18 protein-coding genes and 1 pseudogene are annotated in these 12,620 nt (G+C 54.5%); 16 read left to right on the plus strand and 3 right to left on the minus strand.

What is annotated here, in order from left to right; genetic code table 11:
* Positions 1-67 precede the first annotated feature (67 nt).
* Both ABNF92_RS02160 and ABNF92_RS02165 read right to left on the minus strand, forming a co-directional pair.
* Positions 68-556, minus strand: coding sequence for a nucleoside deaminase (locus ABNF92_RS02160; RefSeq protein WP_153637193.1), 489 nt, complete (start codon positions 554-556; stop codon positions 68-70).
* Positions 549-1,253 (minus strand): NAD(P)H-dependent oxidoreductase, encoded by a 705-nt coding sequence (locus ABNF92_RS02165; protein ID WP_222464326.1) that lies wholly within the window; start codon positions 1,251-1,253, stop codon positions 549-551. The genes ABNF92_RS02160 and ABNF92_RS02165 overlap by 8 nt, the downstream gene beginning before the upstream one ends.
* A 145-nt stretch (positions 1,254-1,398) precedes the next feature.
* On the opposite strand from ABNF92_RS02165, the gene ABNF92_RS02170 reads away from it, so the two are divergent.
* The 8 genes and pseudogenes from ABNF92_RS02170 to ABNF92_RS02205 all read left to right on the plus strand — a co-directional run bounded on the left by ABNF92_RS02170 (position 1,399) and on the right by ABNF92_RS02205 (position 5,341).
* A complete protein-coding gene (locus tag ABNF92_RS02170) occupies positions 1,399-2,244 on the plus strand; it encodes a LysR family transcriptional regulator (protein ID WP_349344052.1) in 846 nt (281 codons plus the stop codon).
* 61 nt (positions 2,245-2,305) lie between these two features.
* A complete protein-coding gene (locus ABNF92_RS02175) occupies positions 2,306-2,593 on the plus strand; it encodes a DUF1330 domain-containing protein (protein WP_349343316.1) in 288 nt (95 codons plus the stop codon).
* A 64-nt stretch (positions 2,594-2,657) separates the two neighbouring features.
* A complete protein-coding gene (locus ABNF92_RS02180; protein ID WP_069184671.1) occupies positions 2,658-3,137 on the plus strand; it encodes an acyl-CoA thioesterase in 480 nt (159 codons plus the stop codon).
* Positions 3,138-3,227: 90 nt separating this feature from the next.
* Positions 3,228-3,626, plus strand: a complete 399-nt coding sequence (locus tag ABNF92_RS02185; protein WP_349343317.1) for a GFA family protein — start codon at positions 3,228-3,230, stop codon at positions 3,624-3,626.
* A 93-nt stretch (positions 3,627-3,719) separates the two neighbouring features.
* Positions 3,720-3,986, plus strand: a complete 267-nt coding sequence (locus tag ABNF92_RS02190) for a DksA/TraR family C4-type zinc finger protein (protein ID WP_349343318.1) — start codon at positions 3,720-3,722, stop codon at positions 3,984-3,986.
* A 40-nt stretch (positions 3,987-4,026) separates the two neighbouring features.
* Positions 4,027-4,524, plus strand: a complete 498-nt coding sequence (locus tag ABNF92_RS02195; protein ID WP_227549400.1) for a nucleoside deaminase — start codon at positions 4,027-4,029, stop codon at positions 4,522-4,524.
* Between the two features lie 66 nt (positions 4,525-4,590).
* Positions 4,591-5,058, plus strand: a complete 468-nt coding sequence (locus ABNF92_RS02200; protein WP_306344443.1) for an isoprenylcysteine carboxylmethyltransferase family protein — start codon at positions 4,591-4,593, stop codon at positions 5,056-5,058.
* Positions 5,059-5,116: 58 nt separating this feature from the next.
* Positions 5,117-5,341, plus strand: a pseudogene (locus tag ABNF92_RS02205) (ChaB family protein).
* Here the strand turns inward: ABNF92_RS02205 and ABNF92_RS02210 are convergent.
* Positions 5,338-6,234, minus strand: a complete 897-nt coding sequence (locus ABNF92_RS02210) for a LysR family transcriptional regulator (protein WP_349343319.1) — start codon at positions 6,232-6,234, stop codon at positions 5,338-5,340. The pseudogene ABNF92_RS02205 and the gene ABNF92_RS02210 sit on opposite strands and share 4 nt — an antisense overlap.
* An 89-nt stretch (positions 6,235-6,323) precedes the next feature.
* On the opposite strand from ABNF92_RS02210, the gene ABNF92_RS02215 reads away from it, so the two are divergent.
* The 8 genes from ABNF92_RS02215 (at position 6,324) to ABNF92_RS02250 (ending at position 12,596) form a co-directional block, all read left to right on the plus strand.
* On the plus strand, positions 6,324-7,073 hold the full coding sequence (locus ABNF92_RS02215) for an NAD(P)H-dependent oxidoreductase (RefSeq protein ID WP_349343320.1): 750 nt from the start codon (positions 6,324-6,326) through the stop codon (positions 7,071-7,073).
* 67 nt (positions 7,074-7,140) lie between these two features.
* Positions 7,141-7,569: a GFA family protein gene (locus tag ABNF92_RS02220; protein WP_136632289.1), complete on the plus strand. Its 429-nt coding sequence runs from the start codon at positions 7,141-7,143 to the stop codon at positions 7,567-7,569.
* A 534-nt stretch (positions 7,570-8,103) separates the two neighbouring features.
* Positions 8,104-9,015 carry a GNAT family N-acetyltransferase gene (locus tag ABNF92_RS02225; RefSeq protein WP_305966175.1) on the plus strand — a complete coding sequence of 304 codons (912 nt, stop codon included), beginning with the start codon at positions 8,104-8,106 and terminating at the stop codon, positions 9,013-9,015.
* A 75-nt stretch (positions 9,016-9,090) separates the two neighbouring features.
* On the plus strand, positions 9,091-9,423 hold the full coding sequence (locus ABNF92_RS02230; RefSeq protein WP_136632290.1) for a YnfA family protein: 333 nt from the start codon (positions 9,091-9,093) through the stop codon (positions 9,421-9,423).
* Between the two features lie 27 nt (positions 9,424-9,450).
* Entirely contained in the window at positions 9,451-9,912 is a 462-nt protein-coding gene (locus ABNF92_RS02235; protein WP_349343321.1) for a GNAT family N-acetyltransferase, read from the plus strand.
* A gap of 52 nt (positions 9,913-9,964) precedes the next feature.
* The gene (locus ABNF92_RS02240) at positions 9,965-10,393 is read left to right on the plus strand and encodes a DUF4399 domain-containing protein (protein WP_349343322.1); all 429 of its coding nucleotides are present in this window, start codon (positions 9,965-9,967) and stop codon (positions 10,391-10,393) included.
* A 113-nt stretch (positions 10,394-10,506) separates the two neighbouring features.
* Positions 10,507-11,253: an SDR family oxidoreductase gene (locus ABNF92_RS02245; protein WP_349343323.1), complete on the plus strand. Its 747-nt coding sequence runs from the start codon at positions 10,507-10,509 to the stop codon at positions 11,251-11,253.
* 23 nt (positions 11,254-11,276) lie between these two features.
* A complete protein-coding gene (locus tag ABNF92_RS02250) occupies positions 11,277-12,596 on the plus strand; it encodes a serine hydrolase (protein WP_349343324.1) in 1,320 nt (439 codons plus the stop codon).
* Positions 12,597-12,620: the final 24 nt, after the last annotated feature.

A 12,620-nucleotide genomic window follows, 5' to 3' on the forward strand; every position in this document is an offset into this window, starting at 1 on the left:
CGGAGTGAGAACTCCGGGCCTTTTTGTTAGCGAGCACTTTATCGAATAGATCCAAAAGTGTCTCAGACTATTCCCCTTGATCACTCAATTTCCTGTTAGCCATCTTAAATGGAAGCAGTTTCCTGTCATTAACTAAAGTCACTACGTCGAGCTCATCCAAAAGGGCAGGATTCAAATACTGGTAAGTCCACAGGTAATCGAACCCGTTGTCTCTAGCCTCATATCTGTCCGCTACGATACGAACGTTCCTGATACCGGCCATACGGATTGCCATATAGCAGAGAGCGCATGGCTCTCCTGAAGCAATCAACGTAGCCCCTTTTAGAGAAACGCCTTGCTCCTTCCTTGAAGCATCTCTTATTGCCTGAATTTCAGCGTGTGCGGTGCAATCCAGATGCTCAGCAACCTGATTTACCCCCTTGCCGACAACGTTTCCACTTTGATTGACGATCACAGCGGAAAACGGCAAACCACCGGCTTTTACATTGCTAATAGCCAGATCGATGGCGCTTTCGCCACAGGTTGCCAGACGCTCTTCATCAATTCGGTCACGCATCGGTGACCTCATTTCTTGATGATACTGCCTGGCCTGAAAGGCTCAGCTCTGAAGCAAGTCTTTCGGCTCGCTCCTTGGCGTTGGCTACTGACACGCGGTGTCTTTCGTCGCCAAACTCCTGGTATTCGGCGGCAATCTCGTAGATGGTGTCTACCCCGAGGTATTTGCTCAGCGTCCGCAGGTGTGGCGCCAGGTGGCCAGACTCTTCTCTTATTCCGCCTTTCTCAAAGCCAAACTCTCCGCTGGAGGTCACGATGATCAATGTCTTACCTGAGAGCAGAGGCTGCAGCGGGAAGTCACCTCGTTCGAGATCGAAATCAAACGTTTTGCCGATGCGTACGATCTGATCGAACCAGGCTTTAAGCTGAGCCGGCATACCGTAGTTGTACATGGGTGAAGAGATCACGAGAACGTCGGCCGCCGACACTTCGGCAATCAGGGTATCGGAGAGTGCCAGTGTCTCCTGCTGTGCCGGGGTACGTTTCTCCTCCGGGGTAAACACCGCGCCAATCCATTCCTGGGTAATGAAAGCAGGTGGATTCACGCCAACGTCACGATAGATATATTCATCTTCAGGCCGGTTTTCCTGCCAGGTATCAATAAACCGGCGTGCGATATTCTTCGATATGGAATCGTGATCCGGGTTGGGATTAGTCGCCGCTCTAACACTGGAATCAATGTGTAATAGTGTGCTCATGTTCATTTCCTTGGTTGGTTGATGACATGAGCTAGTTTGTGAGGCTGGTTAGACTTGCACAAACGTAAAAATTGCACTTGCAGATGAATTGAACTCATCTATAACATCCATAAACCAGTGATTGATTGGGAGACCCACATTGCAGGTGTCATTACAGGCGTTGAAAGCCTTTGAGTCGGCTGCCCGCCGGGGAAGCTTCAAGTTGGCGGCAGAAGAACTTTCGCTGACGCCCACAGCCATATCACACCACATTGGCAACCTGGAAAGCCGATTGAATGTGAGCCTGTTTCATCGGCAGGGAAGGCAGATATCCCTGACCGGAACGGGGGTTCGGTTAGCCAGAGCAACCTCCGAAGGTTTTCGGAAAATCGACAGCGCCTTGGAAGAGGTGATGAAGGCTGGTAATACGGTGAGGGTGACGACCACATCATCGCTGGCAGCGATGGTGCTTATCCCCTCCCAGCACGAATTTGAACAAGCCAACCCGGATATCTCTGTTGAAATATCCACCGGTGAGTCGGTCGACAGCCAATCCTATGTCATCCCCATTCGGTTCGGGGATGCCTCAGTCGTTGAGGACTCTGACGTCGTTCGATTGGAGTCATTTAATGTGTTTGGTGCTTATGGAATGAAGTCGCCTTACAGTGGGAATGAACCCATTACACTTTTCAGCACGGAGTGGAAAAACAAAGCGTTACCGCACGCTCCCCTGGCCACCTGGTTGGAAAAAAATGGACTGGAGGGCGCCAATATTCAACTCAAAACGTTTGATCAGGAGCTTTTCGGGATCCAGCAGGCCATGGCAGGCAATGGGTTGGTGTTCTGCTCTACAACGCTCGCCAGCAAGCTCTTGAAAGCCAACGTTCTGCAGCACTTCGACACTCAATCGGTCGCATCAGATTTGTGCTATTACGTTCCAGGTAAGCAAAGCTTCGAAACGAGGAGTGCGGCCAGATTCCTGAATTGGATTGAAGATCTTCTGAACCAGTAATTCCCGCGGTCACGTTTGTTTTTCGTGACCAACCAGCTCAATCAGAGACCGGAGAATGCAAATGGCAGCCTACGTGATCGGCAACATCACCGTAAAAGACCCGGAAAAATGGGCAGAATACCGCAGCCTGGTACCGGAAACGCTCGTGCCTTGGAGCGGAGAGTTGGTGCTTCGGGGTACACGTGCAAAGGTGCTGAGCGGGCAATACCGGCACACCGATACGGTGGTTATACGCTTTCCGGACTCGGATTCGGTCGCCAATTGGCACAACTCCCCCGCCTACCAGGCACTGGTTCCTCTGCGCACCCAGGCAGCGGATGTGGATCTGGTGACTTTCGAGGCAGACTAAAAAGTACTGCCACCTGTCAGCACCCTGGCGCCTATACTGGAAAGCAAACCAACAGAGAAGCGCCATGGAAAACAATTCAACAAGCCTGAGCATGACCGTTCTGATGACGCCGGACAAAGCCAATTTCTCCGGCAATGTGCACGGCGGTACGCTTTTGAAGTACCTGGATGAGGTTGCCTATGCCTGCGCCAGCCGTTATGCGGGGACCTATGTCGTTACTCTCTCCGTCGACCAGGTGATGTTCCTTCAACCCATCCGGATTGGCGAGCTGGTCACCTTTCTTGCCAGCGTGAACTACACCGGCCGCACCTCCATGGAGATCGGCATCAAGGTAGTTACCGAGAATATCCGCGACAAATTGGTTCGCCACAGCAACAGCTGCTTCTTTACCATGGTGGCGGTTGATGATAGCGGTAAGGCCGTCCCCGTGCCGCAGCTGGTTCCGAGCACCGATGATCAGATACGGCGATTTGCCAACGGTAAGGAGCGACGAGCCATTCGTGCCGAACTGGAGGAACGCTACAAGGCATTGCATAAAAAATGAATCCGGTGCTCTAAACGTCTCGCGATGGTATGGTTCGGGAACGGATCGAAGCCAGTTTTAAAGACGAAGGGAGCAACAGGAGCTGACCCTATGCACCAGACCGGAAGCTGCCTCTGCGGCGGCATCAAATACGAAATCCACGGCCCCCTCACGGATGTTCTGAACTGCCACTGCACCATGTGCCGCAAGCTTCATGCGTCAGCATTTCGAACCCGTGCCAAGGTAAATGCAGCAGACTGGCGCACGGTGCAAGGCGAGGAGCTGATCAAGCTTTATGAGTCATCTCCCGGTGAGCATAAGGCCTTTTGTTCGAACTGCGGCTCTAGCCTCTACACAAAATTCGATGCTCATCCCGAAGTGCTTGGGTTCCCCATGGGCACCCTCGATACAGACCCGGGCGTAACGCCAGAGCGACACGTTTACGTGGGAAACAAGGCGCCGTGGTTTGAGATCACAGACGACCTGCCCCAATACACAGAAAATCCCTGAGTCGACAACCAATGGGGCATCGGCCACCTTTGAGCACCCGAGCTACAATGCTAACGTTGAGTAGTTTCAGTCAGCCAGACTTCGGAGGGCCCCATGGCAGGCGGATGGTCTCGTGATGGTGCAGTTCAGGAACAGATCGACGCAAGCGTTGAAGATGAAATCCAGCGCGCTCGCAGCCAGTTAGCCGAAGGCGAGAGCGCCGAGGAATGCGACGAATGCGGTGCTCCGATTCCGGAGGCCCGGCGTAAGACTATTCCCGGCGTCCGATTGTGCATTGATTGCCAGTCAGCCCATGAAAAGGAGCATCCCCACTCTGGCGGCATCAATCGTAGAGGTAGCAAGGACAGTCAGCTTCGCTAGCCAGGCGGGAGCAATACTCAACAACGAGGAAAGTTCCAACGTGAGCTACCCCCAGACCGAAGACCGTGACAAAGCCTATCTCCAACAAGCAATTCAGCTGGCCGTGGATTCGGTCGGCGATGGTGGCGCACCCTTTGGCGCTGTGGTGGTTCACAATGGCAGTGTTGTTGCCCGGGCTGGCAACCGGGCAAAGCAGGAGTGCGACCCTACCGCTCACGCCGAAGTGGCGGCAATTCGCATGGCCGGAAAGATGCTTGGAAACGCGCATATGCCAGAAGCTACCCTGTACGCGAGCTGCGAACCCTGCCCCATGTGTCTGGCTGCTGCTCACTGGGCCCGTATTCCACGAATTGTGTTTGCCGCCTCCCAGGAAACTGCAAATTGGGCCGGCTTTGCAGACGGCAATATTGCAGAACAGCTCTACGGCCAGATCCATCCCGTGAGGCCCGAGGAATTGGGATTGACCCAGATAGAACTTGCGGATTCAGCGGCACCTTTTCGGGCCTGGCTGGCAAAAAATGATCGATCGTCTGATTGATCACGATTAGCTTGAGCAAATCATCGCTGCAACCCTCGTGAATCCGAGAACAGAGTCCTTTTTATTGTGAACCTTCAAATGCTGGAAAAACGCATCCCACCCCTTGCTCTGGTGCTGATCATCGGGATGCTCATGTGGGTCATCGCAAACTGGAGCCCGCGCATTGATACCAGCGAAGCGCTTCGCCTGTCCCTCGCGGCCATCCTGCTTGCACTGGGCACTCTTTTTCCTCTGGCAGGGGTAATGTCCTTTCGAAGCGCGCAAACAACCGTGGACCCACGCACTCCAGAGGCAAGCTCCAAGCTGGTCAGCTCAGGCGTGTACCGCTTTTCAAGAAATCCCATGTACGTCGGCTTCGCGCTGTGGCTCCTCGCCTGGGGCGTATTCCTGGCGTCCGCGTGGGCCCTGGTTGGCGTAATTTTCTTCGTCGTTTATATGAACCGGTTTCAGATTGAACCGGAGGAGCGTGCCCTCCGGGATTTATTCGGCGAAGACTTCAGGGAATATGAACGACGGGTTCGGCGGTGGATTTAGATTCGTTGGAGATATCCTGTAATCGCGCCAAGTAAAAGCCTTTTCGGAGGAAAGCCTCATGCCCTACAACAACAATTCGGAATTGCCAGCCAGCGTTCGCAATAGCCTGCCAGGTCATGCCCAGGAGGTTTACCGCAAAGCGTTCAATTCAGCATGGGAAGAATAACGTGATCCCGAAGACCGCCGTGGCGACGCGAGCCGGGAAGAGACGGCCCATAAGGTTGCCTGGGCGGCGGTAAAACAGGAGTATCACAAGGAAGGTGATAAATGGGTGAAGACTTAAGCCTTGCAATTGGCGAGTGCTTGCCTCAATTCCTCGCCGATAACCCGGGTAAACTCCCGCATTCGTTTCACGCGTTTCAGGTCCGGATGGCTCAGAATCCACAGAGGAATGTCCAGTTCCGAAATGGGATCGGTCAGGCAGCATAACTCAGGATCGGAGCCAGCCAGATAGTCTGGAAGCACAGCCACGGCCGAACCGGATCGAGTTGCTGCTTGCATGCCCAGCATTGAGTCGACACGGTAGCTGCAGAATTCATTCAAACCATTTTGCGCCATCCAGGTTTCCAGGGCACGATTGCCCATGTGTTCGTCCGGGCCGATCCACTGGTGGCCCGTTAAGGGATCGAGGGGTCCTCGCCGGTTTTGCCACTGTGACCGCTGACCATAGACGCTCTGCCGGATAACCCCGACCCTGCGCCCAACCAGGGTTTCCGGCGGATTCCCTGTCGGGCGAATGGCAATGTCTGCCTCCCGCTTGCTCAGGCTGTGCAGCTGGTTCGAGATAACGACTTCCAGCTTGATATCGGGATAGTTCCCTCGAAACCTCTCAAACAGTGTTGCCAACAGGCCCGAAAACAGGGTGTCGGTTGTGGTGACCCGGATGGTTCCGGACAGTTTGAGATCCTTTCCTGCGAGCCGACGCTCAACGCCCGTAATATCCTCCTGAACCCGTCTCGCAACCTCGAAAAGATCCTCTCCCGCAGCGCTTGGCGTGTATCCGGAGCGCGAACGCTCGAATAGCGTTACACCCAGCTGATTTTCCAGATTGGTAAGCCGACGGAAGACCGTAGCATGGCTTATGCCCAGCCGCTTTCCCGCCCCGGATAGCGTGCCTGTATCAACAATAGCCGACACGATCTGCAGATCGTCCCAGCGCATTCGCTGTTCATCCATGCAAGGCCAGTTTACGGAGATAGAGAATTTATGTGCACTGAAGAACATCTTAAGGTATCCGCAGATGAATGCAAAAGGAGTGATCAGGTATGAACGTGCTGATTGTTTTCGCACACCCGGAACGCAAATCGTTCAACGGAGGTCTGGCTGATGTGGCCAGAGAATCTTTTCAGGCTAAGGGGTATAAGGTGGAATTCGACGATCTTTATCAGGAAGGGTTCGATCCAGTCGAACGTGCCGAACACTATACCGAGCGGGTGGATAAAGCCTACTTCGCTCCTTTGACCGAACAGCGGGCTCACTATGAGCGAGGTCCACTGGCGCCCGAGATTCAGAGGGAAATCAGCCGCCTGGAGTGGGCAGACCTCGTGATTTTCCAGTTTCCCCTGTGGTGGCATTCGCAACCAGCAATCCTCAAGGGTTGGTTTGATCGGGTCCTCGTATACGGTGGACTCTATTCCGGGAGTCGGCGTTACAATCGGGGGCACTTCCGGGGCAAAAGAGCCATGTTGTCGGTAACCACCGGATCTCCGGAGCAGGCTTTCATGCCCTTCGGACGCGCTGGCAACATGGTTGAATGGCTATGGCCGATACATTCCTCGCTTTATTACGTGGGGTTTGATGTTTTGCCACCCCAGGTGAGCTATGGCATTCAGGGAGGCGGGATTCGTTACGAGGACGAGTCCAGGTTCAGAGCGCAGCTTGAACAGAAGAAAACCCTTTGGGCAAAGCGGCTGCAGGGACTCTTCAATGAGCCTCCTATCCCCTTCACTGGCTGGGAAGACTGGGATGAGAACGGTATGCTTCAACAGACTCACCCTATGCGATGGCGGCTTTAGGAAGTAGAACATTTTTCAAAAAGCTCCATATTCTTAACTGCGCAATGAACGCGACAAGGAATTACAAATGGATGGCGAGTGCCTTTGCGGCGGAGTGAAATTCAAGATTGAGGGCAATATTCCCAACCTCTACCAATGCCATTGTTCTCTCTGCCGTAAGGCAACAGGTTCGTCGGCGAATGCGGCAACGTTTGTAGAGCAGGAGAACTTTCGCTGGGTGTCTGGTCAGGACAAAATCTCTTCTTTCCAGAAGCCAACAGGCTATCGCAGTGATTTCTGCTCGGTGTGCGGTAGCCCAGTGCCAAACCAACTGAGGGGCATGGAGTTGGTTTGGGTTCCTGCAGGACTCCTGGAGGAGTCATTTGAAGCGGCCGTGAACGTGCATCTTCACATGGGCTCAGCCGCCTCGTGGGAGCGTGACTCAAAGAAATGCATGCGCTTCGAGGCAGGGCCGGAGAGCCTTGCTGCTCTAGAAATGGCCTTGGATGGATGTTGAAATCCGATCCCCATCAGGCAACGGAAAACCAGGTGTAGATTAGGCAATGATGAACTTTGAGATTGGGCGTTCGAACGATTTTGTTGTCGAACACTGTTACTCCTGTGCTATTCCCGGATACTTGATCGTCTCTCCATTAGCTGCCGTCAAATCCCTGGACGCTTTGCCTAAGCGGTCCGCTGAAAGTCTTGGGCCTCTGTTGACCAACGTCACTTCATTGGTCAGACAAATAGTGAGACCTGAACGCATTTACTGCGCTCAGTTTGGGGAAGAGCAATCTCAGCTCCACTTTCATATTTTCCCGAGGGGAGCCGCACTGACTGAGGAGTACCTGAAGGCATTCCCTCAACACGCTTCACAGATCAGGGGCCCGATAGTTCTGGATTGGGCAAGAGACCGCTATCGTTCCTTACCGGAAGAAGTCTATGAAAGAGTTACCGGCATCCTCACCCAACTACATGAGGCTTGGGAGCGGCAGCAGGCCTAATTCGCTCCACTAAACACATGCACCAACTTTGACTTAAGGAAAAAATATTGGCATCTCACGAAGCATTCATGGCACTTGCTCTCTCCGAGTCGCAAAAGGCCCTGCCACACTGCTTGCCTAATCCTCCCGTTGGGTGCGTATTGGTAAAAGACGATGTGGTGGTCTCTAGCGGGTACACGAGAGCGCCAGGTCGCTATCATGCTGAGGCTGATGCGCTGGCAAATTACTCTGGGTCATTTTCCGATCTCATAGCTTACGTGACACTGGAGCCCTGCTCTTTTCAAGGAAGGACACCATCCTGCGCCGACGCCTTTATCACCAAGGGTATTTCGCAGGTTGTCGTCGCGCTGATTGATCCAGACCCTCGAAACAATGGTCACGGGTTGGAAAAACTGCGTCAGGCAGGCATTCAGGTGGTCCAGGGTGTTGGCGAAAAAGAAGTGAGCAGATTCTTGGGACCCTACTTGCGTAAAAAGCAACAAAGTAAATTGTCAGGCGCGCAAATAAAACTACGGGGCCTCAATGCGAGAGATAAACCTGCGGTCCTTTCAATGCTCGCAGATCCTGAAGTCATGCGGTTCTTAGGTCCCCGCCGTGCTCTTTCTGATGATGAGGCAGCCGCCTGGTTTAACGAGGCTCTTCAGCGTCCATCCCGCTACGTGATCTCAGACGCTATTTCAGATGAATTTATTGGCTTTTGCGGCATTAAGGAGATTAATGGCATTCTGGATTTCGGCTATTTCATCAGGTCGGAATTTTGGGGCAAAGGCATCGCAACCAGGGCCTGTGAACTGGCCGTCGGAAAGCTCGCACATGAAATTGATCTTGATACCGCACAGGTGTTTATCGCAGACAACAATGAAGCCAGTAAAAAAGTCGCCGAAAAATTGGGCTGGCAGGTTATCCGCAGCTCAAGGAAGGACGGCGATTTCGGCCATTACTACCGCATAGGCAAATAAGTACCCCACCTTTCGGTTAAGTGTTGCAATGTTGGGGCGCGAGAACGAAATTTACGTTTCCAAAGGACAACTCCCTTGCCTGAACTGAAAACTGTCGGCCTGTTTCTGGTCACCGCCCTGGCTGAAATCGTTGGCTGCTACCTGCCCTATCTGTGGCTTCGTGAAGGCAAGAGCATCTGGCTACTGGTCCCTGGGGCTCTGAGCCTCGCGGCATTTGCCTGGTTGCTGTCTCTTCATCCAACGGCAGCCGGGCGGGTTTATGCGGCCTACGGCGGCGTATATATTTTCATGGCCATTCTCTGGCTATGGGCTGTTGATGGCATCAGGCCGACCGCCTGGGACCTTTTGGGCTCCGGCGTTGCCTTGCTCGGCATGGCGATCATCATGTTTGCGCCACGAAGCGCATAGCCATTGCGGAGGCGCGTTGACCAAACCATGAATATCAGACCTTTCGCAGACCAGGACCTGGCTGACATCGTCGCTCTGTTCACGGATTCCGTGCATCAAATTGCTTCCCAGAGCTACACGCCGGAACAACTGGCAACATGGGCACCACGATCGCCAGACCTGGAGCAATGGCGTTCCCGCCTCTCAGGCGTGAAAACACTTGTCGCTGAATTCAGGGGTGTTCTGGCGGGTTTTATCTCATTCACCTCCGCAGGCCATATTGAGTTTCTGTTCACGGCGCCTTCGTTTTCCCGCAGAGGCGTCGCCTCCTTGCTTTACAAGGCAGCATCGCAGCGCCTGGCTGCCAGCGGAGTCACAAAGCTAACAACAGACGCCAGCCTGGAGGCGCGTCCGTTTTTTGAGTATCAAGGATTCAAGGTTGTTGGGGAGCAGACGGTTGAGCGCAACGGAGTCGCATTTCGGCGGTTCGCTATGGCGGGACCGCCATAAGTTCACTTCCTCAACTATACTCATGTGGGGCATCCCCCAGGGAGGAAATGAGATGAACAGGATCGCAATTACGCTGGTTTCAGCTCTTTTGATCGCGCCTTTATCAGCGCTGGCAGAGAGCATGAAATCTGAAGCCCCGGCCAATGCCGGTGTGTATTTTGTCCAGCCAACCGATGGCGCTACCGTTAACCAAACCTTCAAAGTTGTCTTTGGCCTGCGGAACATGGGCGTGGCGCCCGCCGGTGTGGAGAAAGCAGGCACCGGGCACCACCACCTGCTGATCGATACCGAGATACCGTCGGATTTGAGCCAGCCTCTTCCCGCTACAGATCACGTCAAGCACTTTGGCGGCGGGCAAACCGAAACCGAGATCACGCTATCGCCGGGAAAGCACACGTTACAGCTTCTCGTAGGTGACCACATGCATGTTCCGCACAACCCGCCCGTGGTCTCCGAGAGGATCACGGTCATGGTGGAGTAACGGGCCACACTGAAAGAATTGGTCAGTACCGGGCTGCATTTCAGTCAATCCCCTGAGCGTTCGATCATGGTACTGTGAGCGCAAATAACACGAACGACTTCAGGGGATAACTGATGCGAAAGAACATTCTGATTACCGGTGCCAGCACTGGTCTTGGGGAAGGTATGGCCCGCGAATGGGCTGCCAAGGGATGCAACCTAGCGCTCTGCGCAAGGCGGGCCGACAAGCTGGAGGCGCTACAACGGGAATTGCAGCAGGCCAACCCCAATATCCGAGTGCTGGTTCGCGGTCTCGATGTCTGCGATTACGATCAGGTATTCGAAGTGTTCCGCGCGTTCCGGGATGAGCTGGGCAGTCTTGATCGGGTAGTCGTGAATGCGGGTATTGGCAGTTCCCAGCCTATCGGCCGTGGACACTTCGCGGCCAATAGACACACCGCCGAGACCAACTTCATCGCGGCCATTGCCCAGAGCGAGGCGGCCATGGAGATCTTCCGCGAGCAGAACAGCGGCCACCTGGTGCTGATGTCCTCAGTCAGCGGGGTGCGTGGTTTCCGCGGGCCCTTGAACGTTTACGCCGCCACCAAGGCTGCGGTGGCGTCCCTGGCAGAAGGTCTGCAACTGGATACCAAGGGCAAGCCAATCAACGTCAGCAACATCATGCCCGGCTACATTCTCACGGATATCAACCGGGATACCAAGAACGCGCCCTTCAGGGTGGACCTGGAAACCGGCGTGAAGGCCCTGGTTAAAGCCATCGAATCAGAAAAGCGCCGCTGCTACGTACCCTGGTGGCCATGGACGCCACTGAGTTACGTCTTGAAGGCCCTGCCGTTCTCGGTCTTCTCCAGGGCCATGTAACGAATTTTGCGAGGTAAATGGACATGCCCGGCTTCAATCCTGTTCACGCCCTGATGCTCTTCGCGTTAAGCATTCCAGGCGCATGGGCCACTACCCAGGCTTCAGCTCCGATGAGCGCTGAAGCATCTGACCCGGGAGCATTGCAATGGATGACCGGTTTTCCACCGTCAGACGATAAACTGATCGGGCAACCGCAAAGCAATTACTTCAGCTTTCCGAAACTGCGCTGGACGGTGTGTCACATACGGGAGCTGCTCCCTACCACTCAAGTTAGTCGTGGCATAGGTGCCCCGGATCCTCTGCCCTACGCCCTGGACAATGGCATCAATAGCATTTCATTCACGCCGATTGGTAGCGACACTCCCATGGGCTGGCAGGAGTCTCTGTCTGCCAATTACACCGACGGGCTACTGATCCTGCATCATGGCAAGATTGTGTATGAGTATTACAACGGTTGCCTGAACGAAGCCGGCAAACACGCGGCCATGTCGATGACAAAGTCCCTCACCGGCTTGCTGGCAGAAATCCTGGTCGCTGAGGGCAAACTTGATGACCAGTCCAAAGTCGCCACGATTGTACCCGAGTTGCGCGACAGTGCCTTCGGCACTGCGACGGTTCGACAAGTGATGGATATGACCACCGCGCTGGATTACAGCGAAAACTACGCCGATCCCGAGGCAGACATCTGGCAGTACTCTGCCGCCGCCAGCCCCTTGCCAAAGCCTTCCGATTACAGCGGGCCGGAGGGTTATTTCGAGTACCTGCAAACCGTTGAGCAGAACGGCGAACACGGCGATGCGTTCGGCTACCGGACGGTCAATTCCGATGCCCTCGGCTGGATCATCTCCCGGGTAAGCGGTAAGAGCGTGGCGGATCTCCTTTCCGATCGCCTGTGGCAACCCCTGGGCACTGAACAGGACGCCTACATGACGATAGACGCCAAAGGTACGCCGTTCGCGGGCGGCGGCCTGAGCGCAGGGCTCAGGGATCTCGGCAGGATTGGCCTCTTGATGCTGAACAAGGGCCAGTACAAAGACCAGCAACTGTTTCCTGAATCTGTGGTGAATGCAATTGAGGCCGGCGGCGACAAGAAGGCCTTTGCCAAGGCTGGCTACAAAACCCTCCCCGGCGGGAGCTACCGTGGCATGTGGTGGATCTTCCACAATGCCAATGGCGCTTATGCCGCTCGAGGCGTGCACGGGCAAACCATTTACATTGACCCCACCGCCAACATGGTTCTGGTACGCTTCGCATCGTTTCCCAATGCCAGTAACAGCAAGATAGACCCAACCTCGCTGCCCGCTTATCAAGCGGTGGCGGAGTACCTGATGAAAAAGGATTGAGGCACGCTTGCCCCGAACGGAAGA

It is taken from the genome of Marinobacter sp. MMG032 (genome assembly GCF_040112695.1).
GTDB classification, from domain to species: Bacteria; Pseudomonadota; Gammaproteobacteria; order Pseudomonadales; family Oleiphilaceae; genus Marinobacter; species Marinobacter salsuginis.

Excerpts from the sequence above, each read along its gene's own strand:
- ABNF92_RS02160 (WP_153637193.1), bottom strand. The coding sequence starts at position 556 with ATGCGTGACCGAATTGATGAAGAGCGTCTGGCAACCTGTGGCGAAAGC.
- ABNF92_RS02165 (WP_222464326.1), bottom strand. The coding sequence starts at position 1,253 with ATGAGCACACTATTACACATTGATTCCAGTGTTAGAGCGGCGACTAAT.
- ABNF92_RS02175 (WP_349343316.1), top strand. The coding sequence starts at position 2,306 with ATGGCAGCCTACGTGATCGGCAACATCACCGTAAAAGACCCGGAAAAA.
- ABNF92_RS02180 (WP_069184671.1), top strand. The coding sequence starts at position 2,658 with ATGGAAAACAATTCAACAAGCCTGAGCATGACCGTTCTGATGACGCCG.
- ABNF92_RS02185 (WP_349343317.1), top strand. The coding sequence starts at position 3,228 with ATGCACCAGACCGGAAGCTGCCTCTGCGGCGGCATCAAATACGAAATC.
- ABNF92_RS02190 (WP_349343318.1), top strand. The coding sequence starts at position 3,720 with ATGGCAGGCGGATGGTCTCGTGATGGTGCAGTTCAGGAACAGATCGAC.
- ABNF92_RS02210 (WP_349343319.1), bottom strand. The coding sequence starts at position 6,234 with ATGGATGAACAGCGAATGCGCTGGGACGATCTGCAGATCGTGTCGGCT.
- ABNF92_RS02215 (WP_349343320.1), top strand. The coding sequence starts at position 6,324 with ATGAACGTGCTGATTGTTTTCGCACACCCGGAACGCAAATCGTTCAAC.
- ABNF92_RS02220 (WP_136632289.1), top strand. The coding sequence starts at position 7,141 with ATGGATGGCGAGTGCCTTTGCGGCGGAGTGAAATTCAAGATTGAGGGC.
- ABNF92_RS02235 (WP_349343321.1), top strand. The coding sequence starts at position 9,451 with ATGAATATCAGACCTTTCGCAGACCAGGACCTGGCTGACATCGTCGCT.
- ABNF92_RS02240 (WP_349343322.1), top strand. The coding sequence starts at position 9,965 with ATGAACAGGATCGCAATTACGCTGGTTTCAGCTCTTTTGATCGCGCCT.
- ABNF92_RS02245 (WP_349343323.1), top strand. The coding sequence starts at position 10,507 with ATGCGAAAGAACATTCTGATTACCGGTGCCAGCACTGGTCTTGGGGAA.
- ABNF92_RS02250 (WP_349343324.1), top strand. The coding sequence starts at position 11,277 with ATGCCCGGCTTCAATCCTGTTCACGCCCTGATGCTCTTCGCGTTAAGC.